Source organism: Streptomyces sp. ADMS (assembly GCF_033441795.1).
Taxonomy (GTDB): domain Bacteria; phylum Actinomycetota; class Actinomycetes; order Streptomycetales; family Streptomycetaceae; genus Streptomyces.
Map to the genome: position 1 here is coordinate 1 of NZ_JAVFVX010000069.1, position 23,534 is coordinate 23,534.

At 70.3% G+C, this 23,534-nt stretch carries 23 protein-coding genes and 1 riboswitch; of the genes, 12 read left to right on the forward strand and 11 right to left on the reverse strand.

Annotation, left to right across the window (positions count from 1 at the left end; translation table 11 throughout):
- Positions 1–68: 68 nt before the first annotated feature.
- From RB628_RS26445 to RB628_RS26455, 3 genes are read right to left on the reverse strand one after another with little or no spacing between them, the layout of a single operon-like run.
- Entirely contained in the window at positions 69–1,025 is a 957-nt protein-coding gene (locus tag RB628_RS26445; protein ID WP_318323016.1) for a 1-phosphofructokinase family hexose kinase, read from the reverse strand.
- Between the two features lie 44 nt (positions 1,026–1,069).
- Positions 1,070–2,263 (reverse strand): N-acetylglucosamine-6-phosphate deacetylase, encoded by a 1,194-nt coding sequence (nagA, locus tag RB628_RS26450; RefSeq protein ID WP_318323017.1) that lies wholly within the window; start codon positions 2,261–2,263, stop codon positions 1,070–1,072.
- A gap of 47 nt (positions 2,264–2,310) precedes the next feature.
- Positions 2,311–3,264 (reverse strand): ROK family protein, encoded by a 954-nt coding sequence (locus RB628_RS26455; protein WP_318323018.1) that lies wholly within the window; start codon positions 3,262–3,264, stop codon positions 2,311–2,313.
- Between the two features lie 145 nt (positions 3,265–3,409).
- Here RB628_RS26455 and RB628_RS26460 point away from each other — a divergent pair, with 145 nt between their 5' ends.
- From RB628_RS26460 to otsB, 4 genes are all read left to right on the forward strand, one after another.
- The gene (locus tag RB628_RS26460; protein ID WP_318323019.1) at positions 3,410–4,663 is read left to right on the forward strand and encodes an extracellular solute-binding protein; all 1,254 of its coding nucleotides are present in this window, start codon (positions 3,410–3,412) and stop codon (positions 4,661–4,663) included.
- A gap of 216 nt (positions 4,664–4,879) precedes the next feature.
- Positions 4,880–6,217 carry an extracellular solute-binding protein gene (locus RB628_RS26465; protein ID WP_318323055.1) on the forward strand — a complete coding sequence of 446 codons (1,338 nt, stop codon included), beginning with the start codon at positions 4,880–4,882 and terminating at the stop codon, positions 6,215–6,217.
- A 36-nt stretch (positions 6,218–6,253) separates the two neighbouring features.
- Positions 6,254–6,487 carry a DUF3263 domain-containing protein gene (locus RB628_RS26470; RefSeq protein WP_318323020.1) on the forward strand — a complete coding sequence of 78 codons (234 nt, stop codon included), beginning with the start codon at positions 6,254–6,256 and terminating at the stop codon, positions 6,485–6,487.
- Positions 6,488–6,594: 107 nt separating this feature from the next.
- Positions 6,595–7,440: a trehalose-phosphatase gene (gene otsB / locus RB628_RS26475; RefSeq protein WP_318323021.1), complete on the forward strand. Its 846-nt coding sequence runs from the start codon at positions 6,595–6,597 to the stop codon at positions 7,438–7,440.
- Here the strand turns inward: otsB and RB628_RS26480 are convergent.
- Together RB628_RS26480 and RB628_RS26485 are read right to left on the reverse strand one after the other, a co-directional pair.
- Complete coding sequence (locus RB628_RS26480) at positions 7,430–8,821, reverse strand: trehalose-6-phosphate synthase (protein ID WP_318323022.1); 1,392 nt, start codon at positions 8,819–8,821, stop codon at positions 7,430–7,432. The two genes, otsB and RB628_RS26480, sit on opposite strands and share 11 nt — an antisense overlap.
- A 261-nt stretch (positions 8,822–9,082) precedes the next feature.
- Positions 9,083–10,027: a glucosyl-3-phosphoglycerate synthase gene (locus RB628_RS26485; RefSeq protein WP_318323023.1), complete on the reverse strand. Its 945-nt coding sequence runs from the start codon at positions 10,025–10,027 to the stop codon at positions 9,083–9,085.
- A 152-nt stretch (positions 10,028–10,179) separates the two neighbouring features.
- Positions 10,180–10,327: riboswitch (SAM riboswitch) on the forward strand.
- A 17-nt stretch (positions 10,328–10,344) separates the two neighbouring features.
- On the opposite strand from RB628_RS26485, the gene thrC reads away from it, so the two are divergent.
- The 6 genes from thrC (at position 10,345) to RB628_RS26515 (ending at position 17,865) form a co-directional block, all read left to right on the forward strand.
- A complete protein-coding gene (gene thrC / locus RB628_RS26490; protein WP_318323024.1) occupies positions 10,345–11,640 on the forward strand; it encodes a threonine synthase in 1,296 nt (431 codons plus the stop codon).
- A gap of 93 nt (positions 11,641–11,733) precedes the next feature.
- A complete protein-coding gene (locus tag RB628_RS26495) occupies positions 11,734–12,009 on the forward strand; it encodes a MoaD/ThiS family protein (RefSeq protein ID WP_318323025.1) in 276 nt (91 codons plus the stop codon).
- Between the two features lie 442 nt (positions 12,010–12,451).
- Positions 12,452–12,658, forward strand: a complete 207-nt coding sequence (locus RB628_RS26500; protein ID WP_019057200.1) for a cold-shock protein — start codon at positions 12,452–12,454, stop codon at positions 12,656–12,658.
- Between the two features lie 390 nt (positions 12,659–13,048).
- Positions 13,049–14,677 (forward strand): chaperonin GroEL, encoded by a 1,629-nt coding sequence (gene groL / locus RB628_RS26505; RefSeq protein WP_318323026.1) that lies wholly within the window; start codon positions 13,049–13,051, stop codon positions 14,675–14,677.
- Positions 14,678–14,973: 296 nt separating this feature from the next.
- Entirely contained in the window at positions 14,974–16,113 is a 1,140-nt protein-coding gene (locus RB628_RS26510) for an NADH:flavin oxidoreductase (protein ID WP_318323027.1), read from the forward strand.
- Between the two features lie 228 nt (positions 16,114–16,341).
- Positions 16,342–17,865 carry a subtype B tannase gene (locus RB628_RS26515; protein ID WP_412180726.1) on the forward strand — a complete coding sequence of 508 codons (1,524 nt, stop codon included), beginning with the start codon at positions 16,342–16,344 and terminating at the stop codon, positions 17,863–17,865.
- 103 nt (positions 17,866–17,968) lie between these two features.
- Here RB628_RS26515 and RB628_RS26520 read toward each other — a convergent pair whose 3' ends face one another.
- The 5 genes from RB628_RS26520 to RB628_RS26540 form a co-directional block, all read right to left on the reverse strand.
- Positions 17,969–18,220 carry a hypothetical protein gene (locus tag RB628_RS26520; protein WP_318323028.1) on the reverse strand — a complete coding sequence of 84 codons (252 nt, stop codon included), beginning with the start codon at positions 18,218–18,220 and terminating at the stop codon, positions 17,969–17,971.
- A 28-nt stretch (positions 18,221–18,248) separates the two neighbouring features.
- The gene (locus RB628_RS26525; protein ID WP_318323029.1) at positions 18,249–18,839 is read right to left on the reverse strand and encodes a hypothetical protein; all 591 of its coding nucleotides are present in this window, start codon (positions 18,837–18,839) and stop codon (positions 18,249–18,251) included.
- Positions 18,840–18,969: 130 nt separating this feature from the next.
- Entirely contained in the window at positions 18,970–19,503 is a 534-nt protein-coding gene (locus RB628_RS26530) for a GNAT family N-acetyltransferase (protein WP_318323030.1), read from the reverse strand.
- A gap of 68 nt (positions 19,504–19,571) precedes the next feature.
- A complete protein-coding gene (gene murQ, locus RB628_RS26535) occupies positions 19,572–20,519 on the reverse strand; it encodes an N-acetylmuramic acid 6-phosphate etherase (RefSeq protein ID WP_318323031.1) in 948 nt (315 codons plus the stop codon).
- Positions 20,520–20,681: 162 nt separating this feature from the next.
- A complete protein-coding gene (locus RB628_RS26540; RefSeq protein WP_318323032.1) occupies positions 20,682–21,650 on the reverse strand; it encodes a MurR/RpiR family transcriptional regulator in 969 nt (322 codons plus the stop codon).
- 56 nt (positions 21,651–21,706) lie between these two features.
- Here RB628_RS26540 and RB628_RS26545 point away from each other — a divergent pair, with 56 nt between their 5' ends.
- Positions 21,707–22,111, forward strand: a complete 405-nt coding sequence (locus RB628_RS26545) for a hypothetical protein (RefSeq protein WP_318323033.1) — start codon at positions 21,707–21,709, stop codon at positions 22,109–22,111.
- The gene (locus tag RB628_RS26550) at positions 22,108–22,437 is read left to right on the forward strand and encodes a DUF4031 domain-containing protein (RefSeq protein ID WP_318323034.1); all 330 of its coding nucleotides are present in this window, start codon (positions 22,108–22,110) and stop codon (positions 22,435–22,437) included. Before RB628_RS26545 ends, RB628_RS26550 begins: the two co-directional genes overlap by 4 nt.
- Here RB628_RS26550 and RB628_RS26555 read toward each other — a convergent pair.
- A complete protein-coding gene (locus RB628_RS26555; RefSeq protein ID WP_318323035.1) occupies positions 22,419–23,513 on the reverse strand; it encodes a GNAT family N-acetyltransferase in 1,095 nt (364 codons plus the stop codon). The genes RB628_RS26550 and RB628_RS26555 overlap by 19 nt on opposite strands.
- Positions 23,514–23,534: the final 21 nt, after the last annotated feature.

The window sequence follows — 23,534 nt, forward strand, 5'->3', positions numbered from 1 at the left end:
GCGGTCGGATTCCCGCCGCCGACCAGGCGCGTTGACCGTCGGCGGCTCAGTCGGAACTGCCCAGGAAATTACGGCGCAGGACACTGGGCCGCCGTCGCCTCGCCCGCCACTGTCACCCGGTCCAGCAGCTTCTCGTACGTCGCCCGGTCGAACTCGCCCGCCACCGGCGCCAGTACGGTCGCCGTCGACAGGGCCACCGCCCGGGTCAGGCGGGCGGGCCACGGGAGCCGGTCGACCAGGCCCGACAGCAGGCCCGCGACCACCGAGTCGCCGGCGCCCGTCGGATTGCCCCGGACACGGGTCGGCGGGGTCGCTCGCCAGCAACCCTCCGGGGTCACCGCGAGCAGGCCGTCCGCGCCCAGTGAGGCCACCACGGCCCGTGCACCGCGCCTGCGGGCGTCCCGGGTGGCTTTCGACGGCTCGTGGGAGCCGGTGAGTTCGGCGAGTTCACCGGCGTTCGGCTTGACCAGGTCGGGGCGGGCCGCGACCCCTCGCCTGAGCGGCTCACCGCTGGTGTCGAGCAGCACGGGTACGGCGGCTGCGCGGGCGGTGCGGATGAGGCCGGCGTACGCGCCCACCGGCACCCCCGGCGGCAGGCTGCCGCACAGGGCCACCGCGGAGACGGACGGCAGCAGCCCCTCGTACACGTCCTGGAAGGCGGACCACTCGGCCGGGGTGATCTGCGGGCCGGGCTCGTTGAGGTGGGTCGCGTCCGACGTCATGCCTGAGGCCGTGCCGTCGAGTACCGCTATCGTGCGGCGAGTCGAACCCGAGACCGGGACCAGGGCGTCCAACACACCCAATGTGGCAGTCAGTTGGTCCTGTACGGCCCGTCCGGTCGGGCCGCCCGTGAAGCCGGTCGCCGTCACCTCGTGACCGAGGGCGGCCAGTACGCGGGCCACGTTCAGGCCCTTGCCGCCCGGGTGTTCGGTCACCGAGGTGACCCGGTGGGAGGTGTACGGGCGTAACTCCCGTACGCGGTACGTGATGTCGAGAGCGGTGTTCAGTGTGACCGTGAGGATCAACCCGGCCCACCTCCCTCTTTCTCGCCCTTACCCGCCCTCACGGGTCAGGGGAGTTGGGGCTTCACTACCCAACTCCCCTTGCGCATCACTCCCTTGACGGCGAAGTCCGCGTCCAGCAGTACCAGGTCCGCGTCCTTGCCCGGTTCCAGGGAGCCCACCCGGTCGTACATCCCCAGCAGCCGGGCCGGGTTGGCGGACAGGGCGGCCACCGCGTCGACGACCGGGATACGGTCGACGGTGACCGCCCGCCAAAACGCACGGTCCAGGGTGAGCGTCGACCCGGCGATCGACCCGCCCTCGACCAGCCGCGCCACGCCCCCGCTGACCTCGACCTCCAGCGGGCCGAGCAGATAGCGGCCGTCGCCGAAGCCGGCGGCGTCCATGGCGTCGGTGATGAACGTCACGCGGTCCGTGCCCGCGTGATGGAACGCGAGTTGGAGGGCCGCGGGGTGCAGGTGCGTGCCGTCGTTGATGAGTTCGACGGTCACGCGCTCGTCTTCGAGGAGGGCGGCGATCGGGCCGGGGGCACGGTGGCCCAGGGCGGGCATCGCGTTGAAGAGGTGCGTGGCGACGGTGGCGCCCGCGTCGATGGCCTCCACCGTCTGCTCGTACGTCGCGTCCGTGTGCCCGATCGCCGCGAGGACGCCGTGCTCGGCGAGCAGCCGGACGGAGTCGAGGCCGCCGGGGAGTTCGGTGGCGAGGGTGACCATCCTGGCGTGGCCGCGCGCCGCGTCGATCAGTTTCCGTACCTCCGCCGGGTCCGGGTCGCGCAGCAGTGCCTCGGAGTGGGCGCCTTTGCGGCACGGTGAGATGAAGGGGCCCTCGAAGTGCACGCCGGCGATGTCGCCCTGCTCGGCGAGCTCGGAGAGGAGGCCGGCCTGGGCGGTGAGGGTGTGCATGTCGCCGGTGACCGTGCTGGCCACGAGGGTGGTGGTGCCGTGGGTTCTGTGGGTGTGGATGCCCTTGAGGACGTCGTCGGCGGTGCCGGACGTGAAGGAGGCGCCGCCGCCGCCGTGGTTGTGGATGTCCACGAAACCGGGGACGAGCCAGTGGTCGCGTACGTCGATGACTTCGGTGTTCTCCGGGGCGTGCCGGGCGATTCGGGTGCCCTCGACGACCACTTGACCGCCGTCGTCGATTCCTGTGGGGAGTACCGCTCGGGCGCCCCTGAGTACCAGGCTGTGGGGAGGCCGCGGGCCGGTGGGGGCTGTTCGCGCCCGCGCGGCGGAGCCGCACATGTCAGGGCTCCGCGCCCCTGCGTCCGCTGCCCCTGGGTTCGTTGCCATCAGGCGGATACCTCCGTGGGGTCGAGGTCGGGGTCGGTAGTGGTCAGGAGGTCCCAGGCGAGCAGGCCCGCGCCCAGGCAGCCTGCCGTGTCTCCCAGGGCTGCGGGGACGATTTCCGGGAGCTTCTGGAACGTGATCCGCTGTTGCACCGCGGTGCGCAGCGGGGTGAACAACGTGTCGCCCGCCTCCGCCAGGCCGCCGCCGATGATCAGGGTGCGGGGGTCCAGCAGGGTGAGGGCGGTGACCAGGCCGTCGGCGAGGGCGTCGATGGCGTGCTGCCAGACCTGGCGGGCTTTCGGGTCGCCGGAGTCGACGGCCCTGGCGCAGTCCGCCGCGTCCGCGCCGGGGTCGCCGGAGGCCGCGGCCCATGCCTCGCTCACCGCCGATGCCGAGGCGTACCGCTCCAGACAGCCGCGTCGGCCGCACGGGCACGGGGTCCCGCCGGGCCGTACGACGATGTGGCCGATCTCGCCCGCGAAGCCGTGCGCGCCCGCCTCCACCCGGCCGTCGATGCCGATCGCGCCCGCGATCCCGGTGCCGAGGGAGACGAAGAAGAAACGGTCGGCTCCCTGGCCGGCCCCGATCCGTCCCTCCGCGAGGCCGCCCGTCCGTACGTCGTGGCCGAGGGCGACGGGCAGGCCGAGCCGTTCGGTGAGCAGCGCCCGCAGGGGCACGTCATGCCAGCCGAGGTTCGCCGCGTAGACGGCGAGGCCGTGGTCGGCGTCGACGATGCCGGGGACGGAGACACCGGCCGCGGCGGCGCTCTCGCCGAGGTGGGCGATGCCGTGCGCGCGCAGGTCCGCGGCGAAGCCGAGGATCTCCGCCACGACGGCGTCGGGGCCGCGCTCGCGTCCGGTCGGCCGGCGCGCCTGGTGGAGCAGGGCGCCGTCCGGCCCGATCAGGGCGGCTTTCATCGCGGTGCCGCCCACGTCGAGGGCGATGACATGTCTCACGGGGACAGTGTGGCCCGTCGACCCGGAAGAGGTCTAGTCCACTCGTGTGGTGTAGACCTTGTGAGGGGTAGGAAGATGAACGTACCAATGAACACATGTGTGAACGACCAGTGGAGTTACTGCAGTGCAGCGGCGTAGGACAGCAATGATCGCGGCGGTGTCCGCACTCGGGATGACGGCGGCAGTCGGCGGTTGCGGAGGTGCCGGCTCGGGTGAGGTCACCCTGAAGCTGGTCGCCGCCGACTACGGCGACTCCGATGCCAACAGCTCCCAGAAGTACTGGGACAAGCTGGTCGAGGAGTACGAGAAGGCCAACCCCGACGTGAAGGTCGACGTCAGCGTCTACTCCTGGAACGACGTCGACCGCAAGGTCAAGGAGATGGTCGCCGCCGGTGACGCGCCCGACATCGCGCAGATCGGCGCGTACGCCGACTACGTGGCCAAGGACGCGCTGTACCCGGCCGACGAACTGCTCTCCATCCCGACGCAGGCCGACTTCGTCGCCCAGCTGGCCGACGCCGGAGAGGTCAGGCGCACCCAGTACGGCATGCCCTTCGCCGCCTCCACGCGCCTCCTCTTCTTCAACAGGAAGCTCTTCACCGAGGCCGGCCTCACCCCGCCCACCACCTGGAGCGAGCTGGCCGCCGACGCCGCCGTGCTGAAGGAGGAGGGCGTGAAGTACCCGTACGCCCTCCCGCTCGGGCCCGAGGAGGCGCAGGCCGAGGCCATGCAGTGGCTGCTCAGCGGCGGCGACGGCTACACCAGCGCCGTCGGCACCTACGGCATCGACTCCCCGCAGAACATCCAGACGTTCACCTGGCTCAAGGACGAACTCGTCGACAAGGGCCTCACCGGCCCCGTCGCCCCCGGCAAGCTGAACCGGGCCGACGCCTTCGCCGCGTTCGCGCGCGGCGAGGTCGGCATGCTCAACGGGCACCCCACGCTGATGAAGACGGCCGTGGCCAACGGGGTGGACGTCGGCATGGTGCCGATGCCGGGCAAGGAGAGCTCGACACGGTCCGCGATGGGTGTCGCCGACTGGATGATGGCCTTCAGGAAGAACGGCCACCGGAGCGAGGCCGGCGCGTTCCTCGACTTCGTCTACGACGAGAAGAACGTGCTCGCCTTCTCCCGCGAGTACGACCTGCTGCCGGTCACCACGTCCGCCTCCAGGACGATGTCCACCGCCGCCCAGGACAAGGACCTCGCGCCCTTCCTGGAGGAACTCCCGTCCGCCCAGCTCTATCCGGTCGGCAAGACGTCCTGGGCGCAGGTCAGCGCGGACATCAAGGAACGGATCGGTACGGCGTTCGCGGCGAACGGCAACCCGGCGACAGTCCTCACGGAGCTCCAGACGCAGGCCAACTCGGCGGACAACGAAAAGGAAGACGCCGAGTAGGCCGACGGGCCATGGGGCGCCGGGGACGGGAGGCAGGGCCATGGAGGGAGGACCTTGAGGGCAGGACCAGGACCAGACCTCGGGGTGCGGGCCGGGAAATGTTGCACGGCCGAAACGTCCGGGGCATTGGATCAAGTCTCCTGATGCGGGAGTCTCTACGCGCGTCCACAAAACGTGACGCGTGTGTCTCCCAGGGGAGCGGTTGCCGTGCGAGAAATGGGCCGGATTCGGGGCGGGCGCCGGGGCGAGCGCCGAAACCGGCGCCGGGGGCCGGTGTCCGCCGCCGCGCTGGGGCTGAGTTCCGTGCTGGTGCTCGTGCCGGCGCTGGGCGGCTGCGGTACGGGCGCCGAGGGGTCCGGCGGGGTCACCCTCACCGTGGTCGCCACCAACTACGGCGACGACGTCGTCAAGAACTCGGAGTCGTACTGGAACAGAATCGACACCGCCTTCGAGGCCGCCCACCCCGGCATCAGCCTCGACGTCAGGGTGTACGACCCCGGCGAGGCCGAGGCGCAGGTCGCCAAGATGGTCGCCGCCGGCGACCCGCCCGACATCGCCCAGATCAGCGGCTACGCCGACTACGCGGCCAAGGGCGACCTGTACCAGGCCGACGACCTGCTCTCCATCCGCGTCCAGGCCAACTTCCTGCCCAACCTCGTCGACGCCGGCAGCGCGGGCCACACCCAGTACGGCCTGCCGTTCCTCGCCTCGACCCGTCTCCTCTACGTCAACAAGACCCTCTTCGCCGAGGCCGGCCTCGAACCCCCCACCACCTGGGCCGAGTTGCGGAACGCGGCGCAGGTCCTCGACGAGCGGGGCGTGAAGTACCCGTACGCGCTTCCGCTCGGGCCCGAGGAGGCGCAGGCCGAGACCCTTCAGTGGCTGCTCGGCGGAGGCGGCGGCTACACGGGCGACACCGGCGAGTACGACATCGCCTCCCCCCGCAACATCTCCACGCTCACCTGGCTGCGCGACCGCATGGTCGGAGACGGCCTGACCGGCCCGGTGTCCCCGGACCGCCTCAACCGCAAGGCCGCGCTCCGGGCCTTCGTGGACGGCGAGGCGGGCATGGTCAGCGCGCCGGGGGCGCTGGTGCGGGAGATCGGGCGGTCGGTCGAACCGGTGGCGTACGAGGCGGTCCCGATGCCGGGCCGCACGGCGGGCGTGACGACAGCGACCGTCGGCACGTCGGACTGGATCGCCGCCTTCAAGCACCGCGGCCATGCCGAGGAGATCGGTACGTATCTGAACTTCCTGTACGAGGACAAGAACATGGTGGATCTCGCGGGCACGTATCAGCTGCTGCCGGTGACGTCGTCGGCGGCCACGTCGATGCGCGCGAACAAGACGTACGAGTCCCTGTGGGACGGCCTGGACGCGCTCGGCGCCGCCCAGTTGTACCCGATAGGCAAGCCGACGTGGACGGCCACCAGCCGCGACATCCAGGAGACGATCGGCGGGGCGGTGCTGGAACGGGGGAGCCCGGCCAAGGTGCTGGGGGCGATACAGCGGGGGGCCGCGGCGGCGGAGGCGGCGGAAGCGGAAGCGGAGTGACTTCCGGTGTCAGTGGTGGGGGCTACGGTTCCTTCCATGGACGGGGAGCAGCTGGGGCGACGGGAACAGGACGTTCTCGCGCTGGAGCGCCGGGGGTTCGCGGGGCCGGGCGCGAAGGAACGGGCGATACGCGAGGAGCTGGGGTTGGCGCCGGTGCGCTACTACCAGCTGCTCAACGCGCTCCTGGACGACGAGCGGGCGCTGGCGTCCGACCCGGTGACGGTGAACAGGCTGCGGAGGGTGCGGGAGGCGCGGCGGGGGGAGCGGTGAGGGCGGGTGGGGTGGAGACGCCGACCGGCGTCGAGAGGTTCGAGGGCGCGTGGCGAACGGGAGGAGACGGGCGGGTGGGGGGAAGGAGGGCGGATAGGGTCGGGCCCATGGACTCCCTGCCTACGCCCCTGACGCAGGCCGGCCGTGACGGGCTGGACGCCATCCTCGCTCAGCCCGGCGGCGCCGCCGTCGTCCTCGACTTCGACGGCACCCTCGCTCCGATCGTGCCCGACCCCGAGCAGGCCCGCGCCCACCCCGACACACTCCCCGCCCTCTCCGCCCTCGCCCCCAGCGTCGCCTCCGTGGCCGTTCTCACCGGCCGCCCCGCCGGTGTCGCGGTCCGGCACGGCGGTTTCGCGGGCGTGCCCGGACTGGAACACCTCGTGGTCCTGGGCCACTACGGCACGGAACGCTGGGACGCCGTGACCGGCACGGTCAGCGCCCCTGTCCCGCACCCCGGCGTCGCCGCCGTCCGCGCCGAACTGCCCGGGTTGCTCGAACGGTTCAGTGCCTGGCAGGGCACGTGGATCGAGGAGAAGGGCCGGGCCGTCGCCGTCCACACGCGGCGCGCCGCGGACCCGCAGGCCGCGTTCGAGGCCCTCCGCGAGCCCCTCGCCGACCTGGCGACCCGCCACGGCCTGATCGTCGAACCCGGGCGCCTCGTGCTGGAGCTGCGCCCACCCGGCATGGACAAGGGCGTCGCCCTTCAGAAGTACGTCCGCGAGAGCGGCGCCACCTCGGTCCTCTACGCCGGCGACGACCTCGGCGACCTCCCGGCGTTCGCGGCGGTGGAGAAACTCCGCCGGAACGGCATCCCGGGCCTGCTGGTGTGCAGCGGCAACAGCAGCGAGGCGGTGACGGAACTGGCGGAACGCGCCGACCTGGTCGTCGACGGCCCCGCAGGCGTCGTACACCTGCTGCGGACGCTCGGGCAGCGGGTCGTCAGTCGCTGAGCGCGTTCAGCTGGTCCAGGAACCACTGGGCCGGGGGCAGCGCGGTCGCCGCCGCGGCCAGCCGCTTCGTGCGCTCCGCCCGTTCCCCGGCCCCCATGTTCAGCGCCTCCTCCAGCGCGCGCGCCGTCTGAGTCACGTCGTACGGGTTCACCACGATCGCGTCCTCGCCCAGCTCCTCGTACGCTCCCGCCTCCCGCGACAGCACCAGCGCGCACCCCTCGTCGGAGACCACCGGGATCTCCTTGGCGACGAGGTTCATGCCGTCGCGGATGGGGTTGACGAGGGCCACGTCGGCGAGCCGGTAGGCGGCCAGGGAGCGGGCGAAGTCGTCCTTGACGTGCAGGACGACCGGGGTCCAGCCCGGGGTCCCGTAGGCAGAGTTGATGTCGTCCGCAACGCGCCGCACCTCGGCCGTGTAGTCGCGGTACACGGCGAGATCCTGCCGGGAGGGGTACGCGAACGCCACGTGCACCACCTGCTCCCGCCACTGGGGACGGTCCTCCAGCAGCTGCCGGTACGCCAGCAGGCCCCTCACGATGTTCTTCGACAGCTCGGTACGGTCCACCCGCACGATCGTCTTCCGGTCGCCCCCGCCGATCTCCGCCCGCAGGGCGGTCATCCGCTCCTCGACGTCCGCCGCGTGCGCGCGCCTGCGCAGGAAGTCCGCGTCCGCGCCCAGCCCGTGCACCCCGATCCGCGTGTCGCCGACGCCGTCGACCAGGTCCGTACAGCAGGCGGTGAACGCGTCCGCCCAGCGGCGGGTGAGGAAGCCCAGCCGGTCCGCGCCGAGCATGCCGCGCAGAAGCTGTTCGGAGATGTCGTACGGCAGCATGCGGAAGTAGTCCGCCGGTGCCCACGGCGTGTGCGAGAAGTGTCCGATCCGCAGGTCGGGGCGGAGTTCGCGCAGCATTCCCGGGACCAGGCACAGGTGGTAGTCCTGGACGACCACCGACGCGCCCTCGGCCGCCTCCTGGGCGAGCGCCGCCGCGAACGCGCGGTTGTAGGTTTCGTACGACGCCCACTGGCGCCGGAACTCCGTGTCGAAGACCGGCTCCAGCGGGGTCTGGTACAGCATGTGGTTCACGAACCACAGCACCGAGTTGGCGATGCCGTTGTACGCGTCCTCGTGCACGTCCGCCGGGATGGCGAGCATCCGTACGCCGTCCTCGGCCACCCCGCGCCGTACCGCCTCGCGGTCGCCGTCGCCGAGGGCCGAGCAGACCCACAGGGCGTCCGCGTCGGGTCCGATCGCCGACAGGCCGGAGACCAGCCCGCCGCCGCCGCGCCGGGCGTGCAGCGAGCCGTCCTCGCGAACCTCGTACGTGACCGGACCGCGGTTGGACGCGACCAGTACCCGGTAGTCGCCCATCGTGGAAGCCATACACCTCACCCGATTCCCTTGCCCGCGCTATTTTTCCTTTTGTCCCATACGGGATCGGTTCGGGCTGGACCGCAATCCTCGGATTGGAAGCCCCTTCCTTCGGGCAGGGAGCGGAGTCACAAGCCTCAACCTAGCCCGTCGCCGCTGCGCTCAAACGTACGATGCGACGGTATACGAGGTGCTCTGGCGTCACGCGCCCATACGGCGTGGCGCACACGTTGACGCCGCGTGGCAGAAGTCCTTGCCGCGCGGCGAACGTGCTCAAGCGACCCGGCGTGTCGCGTACTCCGCGATGTCCGCCATCGGCGGGCGTTCCTCCGTGTCCACCGAGTACGTGCGCGGCTCGAAACCGTCCTCTCCGCGCTCGAACTGGGTGAGCGAGGGGCGGATCAGATGGCCCCGGGCCAGCCTGAGCTGGGCGGTGCGGTAGATCGCGGCGGACATCCGGCCCAGGGCCTGGCCGTCCTGGTGGCGGTGCCTGCGCACGCCCACGTCGACCTGGGCCAGCGCGTCCAGGCCCACCAGGTGCAGGGCGTCGATCAGCATGCCCAGCTCCACGCCGTAGCCGACGGGGAACGGGAGCTGTTCGAGGAGCGAGCGGCGGGCCGCGTACTCGCCGCCGAGCGGCTGGACGAAGCCGGCCAGCTGCGGCCAGTGCATGTTGAGGAGGGGGCGGGCCATCAGTTCGGTGACCCGGCCGCCCTGGCCGGCCGCCTGACCGAGCGGGCGGTCGTACATCGCCTTGACGAGGTCGACACCCGGGTCCGTGAGCAGGGGGCCCACGATCCCGGAGACGAAGTCCGACGAGAACTCCTTCAGGTCGGCGTCGATGAAACAGACGATGTCCCCGCTGGTGACCAGGAGCGAGCGCCACAGCACCTCGCCCTTGCCCGGCGCGGCCGGGATGCGCGGCAGTATGTCGTCGCGGTGCACGACCCGGGCGCCCGCCGCGGCGGCCACCTCGGAGGTGCGGTCGGTCGATCCCGAGTCGATGACGACGATCTCGTCGACGAGCGGGACCTTCAGCATCAGGTCACGGCGGATGACGGCGACGATCTCGCCGACCGTCTCCTCCTCGTTGAGCGCGGGCAGGACGACACTCACCGTGGCGTTCGAGGAACGCTTCGCGGCGACGATCTTCTTCAGCGGGCGGTCGTCAACGGACCAGGAGCGCGTGCTCAGCCAGCGCTCGACGTCTTCCAGCACGTGCGGCTCTCCCTTGCTTTCTCATGGGAAGCGCGTGATCTGCATCTCGCGGTTCGGACGGCTTCCTCCACCATCCAAGCCTTCGGTTACAGTCTTGAACAACGCGGATGACCATCACATGTCCGAGGCCGTCAGCGTTCACAACTTCATACCGCTCATCCAGAGGGGCAGAGGGATACGGCCCGATGAAGCCCCGGCAACCCTCCAGCCGGTCTTGTCGCATGTCATGTGGCGAGGCTGCCGGCTCGGGAAGGTGCCAAATCCGTCTCACGGCGAGATGCGTCGTGAGGAAGATGAGGAGAAAGGGCCTCGCCTCCATGGCTGCGCAAACTGTCGAGAGCACCACTACCGGCTCCGTCACCCCTGTCGATCTCGGCCCCGCCGCCGCGCTCTCCTGCCGCGAATGCGGTCACCGTGTCCCTCTCGGTCCGGTGTTCGCCTGCGAGGAGTGTTTCGGCCCGCTGGAGATCGCCTACGACTTCTCCTCGTACGACACCGAGGAACTCCGCAAGCGCATCGAAGCGGGACCCGCGAACATCTGGCGCTACGCGCCCCTCCTGCCCGTCCCCGCGAACGTCGCCGAGAAGCCGAACATCAACCCCGGCTGGACCAAGCTCGTCCAGGCCGACAACCTCGCCCGCGAGCTGGGTGTCGACGTCGGCAAGCTCTTCGTCAAGGACGACTCCGGCAACCCGACGCACTCCTTCAAGGACCGGGTCGTCGCCCAGGCCATCGAGGCCGCCCGCGCCTTCGACTTCACCACTCTCTCCTGCTCCTCCACGGGCAACCTGGCCGGTGCCGTCGGCGCCGCCGCCGCCCGGGCCGGTTTCCGCTCCTGCGTGTTCATCCCGCACGACCTGGAGCAGGGCAAGGTCGTCATGGCCGCGGTGTACGGCGGAGACCTCGTCGGCATCGAGGGAAACTACGACGACGTGAACCGCTTCTGCTCCGAGCTGATCGGCGACCCGGCCGGCGAGGGCTGGGGCTTCGTCAACGTCAACCTGCGCCCGTACTACGCGGAGGGCAGCAAGACCCTGGCGTACGAGATCTGCGAGCAGCTCGGCTGGCAGCTCCCCGACCAGCTCGTCGTGCCCATCGCCTCCGGGTCGCAGCTCACGAAGATCGACAAGGGCCTCCAGGAGCTGATCAAGCTCGGGCTCGTCGAGGACAAGCCGTACAAGATCTTCGGCGCCCAGGCGGAGGGCTGCTCGCCGGTGTCCGTGGCCTACAAGGCCGGCCACGACGTCGTACGGCCGCAGAAGCCCGACACCATCGCCAAGTCGCTGGCGATCGGCAACCCGGCGGACGGGCCGTACGTGCTGGACATCGCCCGGCGCACCGGTGGGGCCGTGGAGGACGTGACCGACGAGCAGGTGGTCGACGCGATCAAGCTGCTCGCGCGTACGGAAGGCATTTTCGCGGAGACGGCCGGTGGCGTGACCGTGGGTGTCACGAAGAAGCTGATCGAGAACGGTCTGCTCGACCCGGCCCTCACGACCGTCGTGCTGAACACCGGGGACGGCCTCAAGACGCTGGACGCGGTGGCCGGGACGGGGCTCACCGCGACCATTCGTCCCAACCTCGATTCGTTCCACGAGGCCGGACTCGCGTAAGAGGTAGTTGTTCGTCTGCGGGCCGGTAGGGGCTGGTCGCGCAGTCCCCCCGCGCCCCTGTGGGGCGCGCCACCCGACCGGAGGTCGAAAGTCATGAGCGTTTCCGTCCGCATCCCCACCATCCTGCGCACCTACACCGGCGGGCAGGCCGAGGTGACCGCCGAGGGCGGGACCCTCGCCGAGGTCATCGCCGACCTGGAGAGGAACCACACGGGGATCGCCGCCCGGGTGCTCGACGACCAGGGCAAGCTGCGCCGGTTCGTCAACGTGTACGTCAACGACGACGACGTCCGCTTCGAGCAGGGGCTGGAGACGGCGACGCCGGACGGTGCGGGCGTGTCGATCATCCCGGCCGTCGCCGGCGGTTGATACCCGCCAGTAGTAACCGTCGGTAACATCGGTTACCGAGAGTTCATCGAATTGCCCCCTCCGTGAGAGAAGCGGAGGGGGCAATTCTCTATGGTTGAGCGCGGTACAGTTGGGGAACCCGCACCACTTCGCGAGTCGCACGCGTATGAGTTCTTGCCGCGCACCCAGCGAGAAGTAGCCAAAGTGTGCAGGCCTTTTGCGTTTTTTGTTCCCTATGTGGGGCCCGACTTGCCCTGAAGTCGCGTGAATTCTCCGCATATTCCACGACCTGGTGTGCCCGGATTTCTCGTCCAATTGACCTGTTGCAGAGGGCAGTTGGGCAGATACATTCGGCCGCGGTCGACGCGTTCCGGCGCACACTCCCACCGGTTGGGGGGGTGAGGTCTGACCCGGATCCGCGAAGTGCGGATCCGTGCAAGGGCCAGTAATAGGGGAGTTAGGCATGGCTCAGGGCACCGTCAAGTGGTTCAACGCGGAGAAGGGGTACGGCTTCATCGCGGTCGACGGTGGTGCGGATGTTTTCGTCCACTACAGCGCGATTCAGATGGACGGCTACCGCACCCTCGAGGAAGGTCAGCGGGTCGATTTCGAGATCTCGCAGGGCCAGAAGGGGCCGCAGGCGGACATGGTCCGTCTGGCGACCAGCTGAAGCAACGCGCCGGCGCACCGCAGCGACGTTCTTCTTCCTTCATTGAAGGATTCGAAGGGCTCGTACCTCGTGGGACCTCACGGGGTGCGGGCCCTTCGGCATGTCCCGGGCATGTCCCAGAGCATGGCTCCGGCGCGCCCGGGTCGTGCCTACCGGCCCGTAGGCGACCCCCTGTTCACCTGCGGATCTTCGAGAGCCGCTTGCACTCGGCAGGGGCGAGTGCTAATCATTGGCGTTAGCACTCTGAAGGCGAGAGTGATAACGAAGGACCGGGTCGGTGAGGCCCGCAGGCCACGTTGGTGCAAGGAACCATCGGGGCAGGCAGGCCGTCCGTCGCGGGCGCCAGCGCGGTCCGGAGCAATCCACCCCAGTCCGGGAGGACCACTTCACATGGCCAAGATCATCGCGTTCGACGAGGAGGCACGGCGCGGCCTCGAGCGCGGCATGAACCAGCTCGCGGACGCCGTCAAGGTGACGCTGGGCCCCAAGGGCCGCAACGTCGTCCTCGAGAAGAAGTGGGGCGCCCCCACGATCACCAACGATGGTGTATCCATCGCCAAGGAGATCGAGCTCGAGGACCCGTACGAGAAGATCGGCGCCGAGCTGGTCAAGGAAGTCGCGAAGAAGACGGACGACGTCGCCGGTGACGGCACGACGACCGCGACTGTCCTGGCCCAGGCGCTGGTCCGGGAAGGTCTGCGCAACGTGGCCGCGGGTGCCAACCCGATGGCCCTCAAGCGCGGCATCGAGAAGGCCGTCGAGGCCGTCTCCGGTGCGCTGCTCGACCAGGCCAAGGAGGTCGAGACCAAGGAGCAGATCGCTTCGACGGCCTCCATCTCCGCCGCCGACACCCAGATCGGCGAGCTCATCGCCGAGGCGATGGACAAGGTCGGCAAGGAAGGCGTCATCACCGTCGAGGAGTCCCAGACCTTCGGTCTGGAGCTTGAGCTCACCGAGGGTATGCGCTTCGACAAGGGCTACATCTCGGCGTACTTCGCGACCGACATGGAGCGCATGGAGGCGTCGCTCGAAGACCCCTACATCCTCATCGCCAACTCCAAGATCTCCTCGGTCAAGGACCTGCTCCCGCTCCTGGAGAAGGTCATGCAGTCGGGCAAGCCGCTGCTGATCATCGCCGAGGACGTGGAGGGCGAGGCCCTCTCGACCCTGGTCGTCAACAAGATCCGCGGGACCTTCAAGTCCGTCGCGGTCAAGGCTCCGGGCTTCGGCGACCGCCGCAAGGCGATGCTGAACGACATCGCGATCCTCACGGGTGGCGAGGTCATCTCCGAGGAGGTCGGTCTCAAGCTCGAGAACACCTCCCTGGACCTCCTGGGCCGTGCGCGCAAGATCGTCATCACCAAGGACGAGACCACGATCGTCGACGGTGCCGGCACCGCCGAGCAGGTCGCGGGCCGCGTGAACCAGATCCGCGCCGAGATCGAGAACTCGGACTCGGACTACGACCGCGAGAAGCTCCAGGAGCGTCTGGCGAAGCTCGCGGGTGGCGTCGCGGTCATCAAGGCCGGTGCCGCGACCGAGGTCGAGCTCAAGGAGCGCAAGCACCGCATCGAGGACGCCGTTCGCAACGCGAAGGCGGCCGTCGAGGAGGGCATCGTCGCCGGTGGTGGCGTGGCCCTGCTCCAGGCCACCTCGGTCTTCGAGAAGCTGGAGCTGACGGGTGACGAGGCGACCGGCGCCAACATCGTGCGTCTCGCTCTGGAAGCCCCGCTCAAGCAGATCGCCGTCAACGGTGGTCTTGAGGGCGGCGTCATCGTCGAGAAGGTGCGCAACCTTCCCGTCGGTCACGGCCTCAACGCCGCGACCGGTGAGTACGTCGACATGATCGCCGAGGGCATCATCGACCCGGCGAAGGTGACGCGCTCCGCGCTGCAGAACGCCGCGTCGATCGCTGCGCTCTTCCTCACCACCGAGGCCGTCATCGCCGACAAGCCGGAGAAGGCCGGCGCCGGCGCCGGCGCCGGTGGCGGTATGCCGGGCGGTGACATGGACTTCTGATCGACCTCTGGTTGATCACCGTCCTTCGTACCGAGGGCGGCACCCTTCTCCTGACGAGGAGGGTGCCGCCCTTCGGGCGTTCGGGAGCGGCCGGCCGGCTGATCCTCCCCGGTCCCCGGCCAGTGGCCGGGATCACAGCGAGCAGGGCGCGGGCACCGGAATGCGCGGACGGCCGGTGACAGTTGATGCACATGCACACACCTGTGGACGCACCCCGTGTCCGCACCTGTGTCCGCATCCACTTGACCGTCGTTCGACGTGCGGTCGACCCGCCACCTCGCCGAGGAGCCCCCCACGTGACCGACACGGCCACCACTCCCGCCGCAGCGCCCTCCCGCGCGGCCCGGATCCTGTCCCGCCCCCTCGCGATCAACGGCCTGACCGTGCCGAACCGCATCGTGATGGCGCCGATGACGCGCGCCCACTCGCCCGGTGGCGTCCCCGGCGAGGACGTGGCGTCGTACTACTCGCGTCGAGCCGCGGCGGGTGTGGGCCTGATCGTCACCGAGGGCACCTACGTCGGACACGACTCCGCCGGGCAGAGCGACCGCGTCCCCCGTTTCCACGGTGAGGAGCAACTCGCGGGGTGGGCGAAGGTCGCCGACGCCGTGCACGCGGCCGGCGGGAGGATCGTGCCGCAGCTGTGGCACATCGGCATGGTCAGGGAGGCCGGGCAGCCCCCGTACGCCGACGCCCCGGCGGTCGGTCCGTCCGGGCTGCGTCTGGACGGCACCGCGGGCAGCGGCAGGGAGATGACGCAGGAGGACCTGGCCGACGTCATCGACGCGTTCGCCGAGGCCGCGGTGGCCGCCGAGCGCATCGGCTTCGACGGAGTCGAACTGCACGGCGCGCACGGATACCTGATCGACCAGTTCCTGTGGGCCGGCACCAACCGCCGCACGGACGCGTACGGGGGTGACCTGCTCGCCCGTACGAGGTTCGCGACGGAGATCGTGGCCGCCGTGCGCGAGGCGGTGTCCGCGTCCTTCCCGATCATCTTCCGGTACTCGCAGTGGAAGTCGGACAACTACGACGCCCGTCTCGCCGAGACCCCCGAGGAACTGGAGTCGATCCTGACGCCGCTCGCGGCGGCCGGAGTCGACGCCTTCCACGCCTCCACGCGCCGCTACTGGCTCCCGGAGTTCGAAGGCTCGGACCTCAACCTGGCCGGCTGGACGAAGAAGCTGACCGGCAGGCCCACCGTCACCGTCGGCTCGATCGGCCTCGACGGCGACTTCATCCGGGGCTTCGCGGGCGAGGGCGCGCCGCTCAGGAGCATCGACGAGCTCCTGGACCGCCTGGAGAACGAGGAGTTCGACCTCGTGGCGGTCGGCCGCGCGCTGCTCCAGGACCCGGAGTGGGCGGCGAAGGTGCTGGAGGGCCGGACCGGCGAGCTGAAGGCGTTCGACGCGGCGGCGCTGGGGTCGTTGAGCTAGATCGGGCCGGATCCGGTCGGATCCGGCCTGAGAACATGGTGAAACCGATCGCCCGCAGGATTTCGCCAAAATTGCTGACAATTTTGCGGGCGATTGCTCCATTTGCCGGCCGCTTGTCGGCCATCCCTGTTGTTGTCACTGGAATCACAAAGAAAGCCTTCAGGAACGGCTGTTGGACTGTGCGGCGTCCGAAGAACGAGCCGTGAAGACAGTCGACAGGAGACAGCAGTGAAGCGCAGGTCAGTGGTCATAGGACTCACCGCCGCAGCCGCCGCGATGCCCGCAGTCGGATTCGCCTCCAGCGCCCGGGCGGCGAGCGGGGCCGCGACCGGGACCGCGGCAGACGCAGACGCGTCCCTGGTCTTCGACCCGGCCGCCTACACCGAGCAGACGACCGAGATCACCGACACCACCGGCACCGCCCACGAGGTGGTCTACCGCTTCTACAAGGCCATCACCTACGTGGCGAAGCCGGTGGACGCCACCTACCAGTGCCTGAACGTCAGTGTCCCCGTGAAGATCGACGGCACGGCCGTGGACGCCTCCGCCGCGCCCATCTTCCTCCCCAACGCCGTCGGCGGTTACATGCCGTCGTCCGTGGCGAACAACACCGGGATCGGCGGGGCCGCGTTCGGCGGCGGTACCAGCCGTGGGCAGCTGGCGCTCGCCGCCGGGTACGTCGTCGTCGAGCCGGGCGCGCGGGGTCGCAGCCTCGTCAACGCCAGCGGCGAGTACTACGGCACGGCGCCGGCGGCCATCGTGGACCTGAAGGCGGCCGTACGGTACGTCAGGTTCAACAAGGGCCGTATCCCGGGCAACGTCAACCGGATCGTCTCCTCCGGCACGAGCGCGGGCGGCGCCCTGTCCACCCTGCTCGGCGCGTCCGGCGACAGCCCGCTGTACGACTCCTACCTGGAGGCGATCGGCGCAGCCGACGCGAGCGACGCCATCTTCGCCGTCGGCGCATGGTGCCCGATCACCGACCTGGAGCACGCCGACATGGCGTACGAGTGGTGCTACGGCAGCAACAAGCTGCCCAGTGGCTCCCTGGTCGACCAGACGATCTCGAAGGAGCTGAGCACCGCCTACGGGGACTACGTGGCCACTCTCGGCCTGCGCGCGAAGGGCTTCGGCAGCCTCACCACCCGCAACCTCGACGAGTACCTGGTGAAGACCATCCTGGAGCCGTCGGCCACCACCTATCTCGCGGCGCTGTCGGACGCGGACCGCGCGACCTACCTGGCCGCGAACACGTCCATCAAGTGGGCCGACGGCAAGGCGTCCTTCACATGGGACGAGTTCCTCACCCACCTGGGCGCCCGCAGCAAGAACACGCCGGCGTTCGACGCCTTCGACCTGTCCACGCCGGAGAACAACCTGTACGGGACGGGGACCACCGCGGCCCGTCACTTCACCCTCTTCAGCCTGCGGCACGAGAGCGGCAGCAGCGCGCGCCTCGACGAGGACCTCCCGGGCAAGCTCAACCTGATGAACCCGATGTACCACCTCGTCGAGAACGTCAACCGGCACCGGGCGAAGCACTGGTGGATCCGCAACGGTGCCACGGACACCGCCACCTCGTACTCGGTCACGGGCAACCTCCACGCCCGCCTGAAGCAGCTGGGCGACGAGGTCAGCACCAAGTACTACTGGGACGCGGGCCACGGAGCGGACCAGGACCCCGGGGAGTTCCTGAAGTGGATCGGTGAGGTGTCGGGGTACTCGAAGTCGCGGGGCGCCGGGACGAGTTGAGACAGCCCACCAGCGACCGCCCCGCCCTGTGGACGCGCGGGGCGGGTCAGCAGCCCGATGGCCTCAGAGTGCCGAGTGCCCGAAGGAGACGACTTCCTCCGGATCAGTCGGCATACTCCTTGAGTTTCCCGGTGTGCAGAGTGATGCCCACGGGGCGCGGGATAGCCACGGTGGCCCCCCAGGGGTAGGACGGGACCTGCTGATACCGGCCGTCCTTCGGCTCGCTGAACACGGTGACGGTGCTGGTGTCGCGGTCGACGAGGAGGTGGACGGGGATGTCGGCGTCCGCGTAGCCGATGGGCTCGTCGATGCGGTGAGGAGGCCGGGTCGAGGTCCTTTGGTCCTGCCATGGCAACTCCCTCTGGTGAGGTTGCCAGGGAGGGCTACAGGTCACCCATCGGCGCGATGTCCACCTTCACCGGCGTGCCCCAGATTCGCAGGACCTCGTAGTCGGTGAACTCGTGGACCAGGCGGTAGGCGATTCCGGGGCGGGGGGCGCGGCGCTCGGCGGAGAGGTAGCGCTCGGCCTCCAGGCGGTCGCGGCGCGGGGTGCCGCACAGCTGCCAGACCTGGCCGGTCCAGACCTCGGGGAGCCAGCGCTGCTGGGGCTGGGGGCGGTCGGCGCGCACGCCGTAGCGGGACATCGTGCGCTCCGGGGCCGCCGATTCCGGGTCGGCGGGGCGGGCCCGCGGGTAGGTGCCGTTCTGCTGGGAGCGGCGGGCGCTGCGGCGGCGGGTCTCGCAGAGCAGGCACAGGTCACTGGCGCTCTCGTCCACCGGGCCGTTGGGGTGCTCGGCACAGCGGGTCGTGGGCGCCGACCCGGTCACCGTGTCGTCCAGGATCGCCAGGGCCCGCTTCAGGTCGGCCTTGATCTCGTGCAGTTTCGTGTCGGCGGTGTCGCCGCTCAGCGCGTCCCCGTGCTCGCCGAGGACGCGCAGGGCTCGCCCGAGGGCGGTCAGCTGGGCGTGGTTCACGGTGGTCGTCCCTTCGGCGTGCGTGCGTACATACGTGCGTGCGTTGCGCTGAGCGCTCAGCGGTCTCAACCGTCGCACACGCCACTGACAACGCGGGCGCGAGTGCGCGTATGCCGACCCCAGGTGGGGCCTACGCCTCGAACTCCGTCAGGTCGATGGCGTGCACGAACAGCTGGTGGCCGTACACAGGGTGTGTCGTCACCCGCTCCTCCGTCATGCCCAGCTTGCGGATGATGTTCTCGGAGGCGTCGTCGCCCGCCCTGCTGACGCTGACCACACGGTCGAGGCCGCGGTCCTGGAGTGCGAACTCCAGGGTGGCGTGGGCGGCCTCGGAGGCGTACCCCTGGCCCCAGAACTGGGAGCCGAGCAGCCAGCTGATCGCCACGTCGGACGCGACCTCCGGCAGGAACCCGGGCACGGACAGGCCCACCGCGCCCGCCAGTTCGCCCGAGGCGAGCAGTTCGACGGCGAAGAGGCCGAAGCCCTCCTCGTCCCACTCCTCCTCCCACCGCTCGATGGCCTCCGCCGTGTACTCCAGGTCGCGCACCGAGCCGTCGTCGATCCAGCGCATGACCTGGGAGTCCGCGTGGATCTCCGACAGGGGCACGAGGTCGTCGTCGGTCCAGCGGCGGAGGAGGAGGCGGGGGGTGTGGATCTCGGTCATGGGGCCCATCCTGCCCGACGGCCGGACCCATGGATGAATCAGTCCCGACGGCCGGACCCGTGGATGAATCAGTGGGGTGCCGCTGCCAGCGCTGCGCGCAGGTGGCCGTCGTTGTCCGCGAGGAGGCGGGCGGCCGTCGGGCCGTCGACCGAGCCGAGGACGACGAGGATGGCGTTCTTCGTCTCCCCGTCCGTCGCCGTGAGCGCCGCCTCGATCTCCTCGTCGCTCGCACCGGTCGCCAGGGCGACGATCCGGCGGGAGCGGGCCCGGAGTTTCTCGTTCGACGCCCTTACGTCGACCATCAGGTTCCCGTACGTCTTGCCGAGCCGGATCATCGTGATCGTCGACAGCATGTTGAGGACGAGCTTCTGGGCCGTGCCCGCCTTGAGACGCGTCGAGCCGGTCAGCAGCTCGGGGCCGACGACGATCTCGATGCCGTGCTCGGCCGCCGCCGCGAGCGCGCTGTGCGCGTTGCAGGACAGGCCGATCGTCAACGCGCCCAGCGTGCGCGCGTGTTCGACGGCACCGATCGCGTACGGCGTACGGCCGGACGCCGAGATGCCGACCACCGTGTCCAGGGCGGTGACGCCGAGCGCGTCGAGGTCGCCGGCCGCCAGCTCCCTGGAGTCCTCGGCACCCTCGACCGAGGTGACCATGGCCTCGGGGCCGCCCGCGATCACGCCCGTGACCTGCGCGGGGTCGGTGTTGAAGGTGGGCGGGCACTCGGAGGCGTCCAGCACGCCGAGGCGGCCCGGTGTACCCGCGCCCGCGTAGACCAGTCTGCCCCCGCGGGCCATCCGGGCCGCCAGGGCGTCGATCGCGGCGGCGATCTCCGGGAGCCGTTCGGCGACGGCGGCCGGGACGGTCGTGTCCTCGGCGTTCATCAGTCTGGCGATGTCGAGGGTGGGAAGCTGGTCGATCTCGGCCAGCTCCGGGCGGAACGCCTCGGTCGTCAGCGTCTCCAACTCCTCTTTCAGTGCACGGTAGTTGGAGGAGGCGTCAGCGGTGGAGGTCATGGCGTGCGGCTCTTTCCGATCTTCCGGTACGGCTGTGCCTACCGGTGTTGCGTCCATCGGTGTCACGGCCGTTCGGGTCACGGCTGTCCGGTGTCACGCCTGTTCGGCGTCATGGCTGCCGGTGTGCGGCCCGGACAGGGAAGGATCCGGGCGCGCGCGGGCCTAGCGGCGTGATGTCGTGTTGTTGCGCGGGGTGTGGCGGTGGGCCAGGGCCTCGTAGGAGGCGGAGAGCGCGGGTGCGGCGGTCTCGTACGTCCGTTGGGCCACACCTATGAACAGGCAGTCCACGACGAGGAGTTGGCTGGTGCGCGAGGACATGGCCGCCGGGCGCAGTTCGCTCTCGCGGGCCGTGGAGGTGGTGAGGATGTGGTCGGCGTACTGCGAGACGGGCCCGTCGGGCCGCCCGGTGATCGCGACGGTCGTGGCCCCGTGCTCGAAGGCGACGCGGAGCGGCTCGATGACGTCCCCGGTCGACCCCGAGTGCGTGATCGCGACGGCGACGTCCTTCGCACGCAGCTGCACGGCGTTGGTGACGGCGAGGTGCGGGTCGCTGTGGGCGTGCGCTATCAGCCCTATGCGCAACAGCTTCTGGGTGAGGTCCTGGGCGACCAGCCCGGAGGCGCCGACGCCGTAGATGTCGATGCGACGGGCGGCGGCCAGCGCGCTGACGGCCGCGGACAGCTGGGCCATGTCCAGCCCGGCGGCGGTGTCGGCGAGGGTCTGCTGCTCGTCGTACGCCAGCTTCGCCACGACGTCGGCGATCGGGTCGTCGACCGCGATGTCGGCGGTCACGGCGGGGGAGCGCCCCGACTGCTGCTGGGCGGCCAGGCCCGCGAGCGCGAGGCGCAGGTCGCGATAGCCGGGGTAGCCGAGGAGGCGGGCGGTACGGACGACCGTCGCCTCACTGGTGCCGGTGAGTTCGGCGAGGCCGGTGACAGTGAGGGCCGCGCAGCCGGCCGGGTCCGCGGCGACCGCCTCGGCGACGCGCTGCATGGAGCGGGTCATGGAGGGCGCCAGCGTCCGCACCTTGGCCGCGAGGGCGGCGGGCGCGGGCGGGGTGACACCCGAGATGCCGCTGGGCGTGGCGGTCGCGCCCGCTGCTCCGAAACTTTCCTTCACGTCTTGGGTCACATGATGAAAGATATTTTCCGTTCGGGCGTACGGTCAAGAGTGCGCACAATGGGTGCATGACCCCCACCGGCGACCCAAGCGCCCCCATCACCCCCTTGGAGCAGGCGTTGCACGCGGCACGCGCCCTCGTGCTCGCCGACCTGGTCGCGGGCGAGGTCGCCGAGGCGGATGTCGTCTCGATGGTCGAGGAGTCCGTCGTACAGCGGCGGTGGTGGGTCGAGCAGTGGCCGGACGGCGTGGACTTCGTGGCCGGGCTGGTGGCACAGGACGTGCAGGACGCGCTGCTGGAGAAGTACGGCCGCTGGCCGATCTGCCCGGTCTGCGGCGTCGGCGATCCGCACGCCCTGGAGGTGGAACCGGAGTTGGGGCCCGACCCGCAGTGGGTGTGCCACAAGGCGGGGGTGCGGGTGGCGGCGGTGGGCTCACTGGACGCGGCGCACGGCGGGACGTCGTCCTCGTGACCATCTACATTGACCCGCCCGTCTGGCCCGGCCACGGCCACGTGTGGTCCCACCTCGTGAGCGATGTCTCGTACGACGAACTGCACGCGTTCGCCGATGGGCTGGGGGTGCCCCGGCGGGCCTTCGAGCGCGACCACTACGACATTCCGTCGCATCGGTACGGGGATGTGGTGGCGGCCGGGGCGGTGGAGGTCAGCAGCCGCGAGGTGGTGCGGCTGCTGCACGGGGCAGGGTTGCGCAGGCGCAAGGAACCGGGCCGGGCGGACAGGGCGGATCGGTCGGGCGGGGCGAGCAGGTCGGGGGATCGTCAGCCGCGCAACTCGTAGGCCTGGAGCCCCTCGTCGTCGAGTTCCTCGCTCACCGGCACGAATCCGGCGCGGGCGATCACCGCCTGGGACGGGGCGTTGTCCGGCTCGATGGTCGCGTACAGGGACCGTACGTCGTCCCGGACCAGCGCCCACTCCGACAGCACGCGCAGGGCCTCCGTCGCGTAACCGTTGCCGCGGGCGCCTTCCACGAGGTCGTAGCCGACCTCGGCCTTGCCCTCCTCGTCGGGGGCGCCGTGGAAGCCCATGCCGCCGACCGCGCGGTCGTCCTCCCGGCGCACGAGGACGTACAGGCCGAACTCCGGGCGGTGTACGCCCGCCTCGTACGCCTTGGTCACCAGCCCGGCGGCCTCGCGCGTTCCCTCGAACGGGCCGCCCTCGATCCAGTCGAAGCCGCCCGTGCCGCCCGCGCTCAGGTCGGCGGCGGCGGCCGGGTTGACGCCCTCCAGCCGGAGACGTTCGGTGTCGAGGACGTGGTTGTTGCTCCAGCGCCACTCGGCGATGGGTGCGCGGCCGGGGAGGTTGGCGCGGCCGGTCGCCCAGAGGAGGGTCTGCCAGTGGTCGGGGCCGGGCTGGACGTGCGGGAAGATCCGGGTGAGTACGAACTCGGCCAGGTGCGCGGGCGGTTCGTACGACAGCCCCAGGCCCTCGGCCATGTCGTCGGCGTGCAGCAGCACTTCGGCGATGCCCATCGCGGCGAAACCCTCGCGGTTCGCGCTGCGGAACGGGTACGGGTGGAAGCCGCGTGCGTCGCGGGGAGCGGTGCGGACGGCGGCGGTGAGCAGGGCGCCGGTCGCCGTGATGACGTCGAGGATGCCCTCGTTGTCGGCGGGGCCCAGACCGTTCTCACGGCCGTCGATGGTGATCTGGAAGGGGACGTACGCGCTCTTCGCCCGCCCCGCCAGCTGGCCGGCGTACGCGATGAGGTCGCTGGCCACGTGCTCGGCCGTCCGTCGGCAACTCCACTCCAGCCGACCCGCGTTGATCTCCGCCCAGTCCCGGTCGACCGCCGGCCGCAGCAGCGCCACCACGCTCGCGACAGCCTCGTCCACTTCGTTCCCGCCCATGCTCAGCATGCGGCGAGGATAGGGGGTGAG